This window comes from Verrucosispora sp. SN26_14.1 (assembly GCF_004307965.1).
In the GTDB taxonomy this organism is placed as follows: domain Bacteria; phylum Actinomycetota; class Actinomycetes; order Mycobacteriales; family Micromonosporaceae; genus Micromonospora.
Window position 1 is genome coordinate 1 of the sequence record NZ_SISL01000603.1, and the last position, 2,968, is coordinate 2,968.

2 protein-coding genes are annotated in these 2,968 nt (G+C 73.3%); both read left to right on the forward strand.

Annotated elements, in window-relative coordinates:
* Positions 1-586 (forward strand): prepilin peptidase (locus EYA84_RS29765; protein ID WP_131057426.1); only part of this gene is annotated, 586 nt, incomplete at its 5' end.
* 58 nt (positions 587-644) lie between these two features.
* The coding region (locus EYA84_RS29770) for a glycoside hydrolase family 65 protein (protein ID WP_236146034.1) at positions 645-2,968 on the forward strand (2,324 nt) is incomplete at its 3' end.

Consider the following 2,968-nt stretch of genomic DNA (forward strand, 5'->3'; position numbering starts at 1 on the left):
GCCGTGGCCTGCGCTCGGACCGACCGCCCGCTGCGCCGGATGCCGCGTGCGGGTCGGCGCGCCACCGGGCGCCGTCGAGTTGGCCGCCGTGGGCGTCCTCGCCCTGCTGCTGACCCGCCCACCGGTCGCCGAACTGGCTGCCGCCGCGTGGTGGCTCGCCTTCGCGATCCCCCTGGTCTTCGTCGACCTCGCGGTGCACCGGCTGCCGGACCGGCTCACCTGGCCGGCCGCCGCCGGCACCTGGCTGCTGCTCGGCCTCGCCGCGCTGACCGGTGCCGGGGTCGCGCCCTGGTGGCGCGCCACCGCCGCCGGGCTCGGGCTGGCCCTCTTCTTCGCGGCCACCACGCTGCTGCTCGGTGCACGCGGATTCGGCATCGGCGACGCCAAGCTGGCGCTCGGCGCGGGCGCGTTGCTCGGCTGGTACGGCTGGAGCCTGCTCGTGACGGGACTGCTGCTCGCGCTGGTCCTCTCCGGCCTGGTGGCGTTGGTCCTGCTGGTCAGCGGCCGGGCCCGCTGGTCGAGCCACCTGCCGTTCGGGCCGTACCTGGTGCTCGGCACACTGGGGGCGCTGCTGCTGGTGTGGTGAGTGGGCCGGTGGGGAAATGACGGTCCGCAGGGCTCGTCGTCGCACCCCAGGAGGCGCTGTGCAGAGCACCCCCGACCGGCCGTCATCGGCACCGGACGGCCGGTGGCGGATCGTCCGTACCCAGGACGACCTCGACCGGCTCGGCGAGACCGAATCGATCTTCGCGTTGAGCAACGGCTGGGTCGGCTGGCGCGGGACCCTGGACGAGGGCGACCCCTGCGAGATGCCGGGCAGCTACCTCAACGGGTTCCACGAGCGGCGGGCGCTCGACTACCCCGAGGACGGGTACGCCTTTCCGCAGCTCAGCGACACGCTGGTCAGCGTGCCGAACGCCACTCTCGTCCGGCTCTGGGTCGGCGGTGAACCGCTGGACGTCCGCACCGGCACGCTGCGCTCCCACGAGCAGGTGCTCGACCTGCGGGCCGGGGTGGTGGAGCGGGTCACCGAGTGGACCTCGCCCGCCGGGCACGGGGTGCGGGTCCGCAGCACCCGGCTGGTGTCGCTGCCACGTCGCCGGGTGGCCGCCCTCGACTGGACGGTGGAACCTCTGGACGAGGCGGTCGAACTGCGGATCTGCGCGGACCTGCTGGCCAACGAGCGGGTTCCGGAACGCGACGACGACCCCCGGGCCGCGGCGACCATCCACGACCCGCTGGTCGCCGAGCATCACCACGCCGACGGCACCGACGGCGTCCTGGTGCACCGCACCGAGCACAGTGACCAGCGGATCGCCGTCGCCGTGGCACACCGGTTGTCAGCCCCCGACGAGATCGCCACCAGCACCGACGTCACCGAGGACCGGGTCCGGCTCACCCTCACCGGGACGGTCGCGCCCGGTCGGCGGGTACGCCTCACCAAGTACGCGGCGTACGAGTGGGTGCCGGTCGACGGCACCGACGCCGAGGAACTCGCCGACCAGGTGACCGCCGAGGCGGACGCCGCCCGTGCGGCGGGCTTCGACAGCCTGCTCGCCGACCAGCGGGCCGCCCTCGACACCGCGTGGCAGACCGCCGACGTGGTGCTCGACGGCGACGAGGAGCTGCAACAGGCCATCCGGTTCGCCATGTTCCACCTGATCCAGGCGGGCCGGCCGGACGGTGCGTTGAGCATCCCGGCCAAGGGGCTGACCGGCAACGGGTACGACGGACACGTGCTCTGGGACACCGAGCAGTACGTGCTGCCGGTGCTGACGTACGTCGCCCCCGGAGTGGCCCGCTCGGCCCTGCTCTGGCGGTACGCGCACCTGCCCCAGGCACGGGAACGCGCGGCGGAGCTGCGGCTGACCGGCGCCACCTTCCCGTGGCGGACCATCGGCGGCGAGGAGTGCTCCGGCTACTGGCCGGCCGGCACCGCCGGGCTGCACGTCAACGCCGACATCGCCGACGCGGTGCTGCGTCACGCCGCTGCCACCGGCGACGAGGAGTTCCGGGCCGGAGCCGGGCTGGAACTGCTGGTGGAGAGCGCCCGGCTGTGGCAGGGTTTCGGACACTTCACCGACGACGGCGGCTTCCACGTCTACGGCGTCACCGGCCCGGACGAGTACGCCGCACTCGTCGACGACAACGCCTTCACCAACCTGATGGCCCGGCGGAACATGCGCGGTGCGGCGGACGCCGTCGAGCGCTATCCGGAGGCGGCCGATCGGCTGGGGGTGGACCCGTCCGAGGTGGCTGCTTGGCGGGCGGCGGCCGACGCGATGGTGCTGCCGTACGACGCCAAGCGCGGGGTGCACCAGCAGGCCGCCGGCTTCACCACCCAACCGGAGTGGAACTTCGACGACACCGGCGACGACGACTATCCGCTGCTGCTGAGCTTCCCCTACCTGGAGCTGTACCGTCGCCAGGTGGTCAAGCAGGCCGACCTGGTGCTGGCCATGCTGCGCTGCCCCGGGGAGTTCACCGCCGAGGAGAAGGCGGCCAACTTCGCCTACTACGAGGCGCGTACGGTCCGGGACTCGTCGCTGTCCGCCGCGCCGCAGGCGGTGCTCGCCGCCGAACTGGGTCACCTCGACCTGGCGTACGACCTGTTCGCCGAGTCGGTGTTGCAGGACCTGAAGGACATCGGCGACAAGACGGGTGACGGATTGCACCTGGCGTCGCTGGGCGGCTCGTGGCTGGCCCTGGTGCAGGGCTTCGGCGGCATGCGCGACGACCGCGAGCTGCTCTCGTTCGATCCCCGGCTGCCGGACCGGATCGACCGGCTCGCGTTCAGCCTCTGCTGGCACGGGCACCGGCTGCTGGTCACCCTCACCGCCGACGAGGCCCGCTACGAGTTGCCCGACGCTCCCGCCGACGCCGCCGTCGAGCTGTGGCACCACGGCGAGCAGGTGCGGGTGGTCGCCGGTTCCCCGGCCCGCCGGCCGATGCCGACGGTGCCCGACTT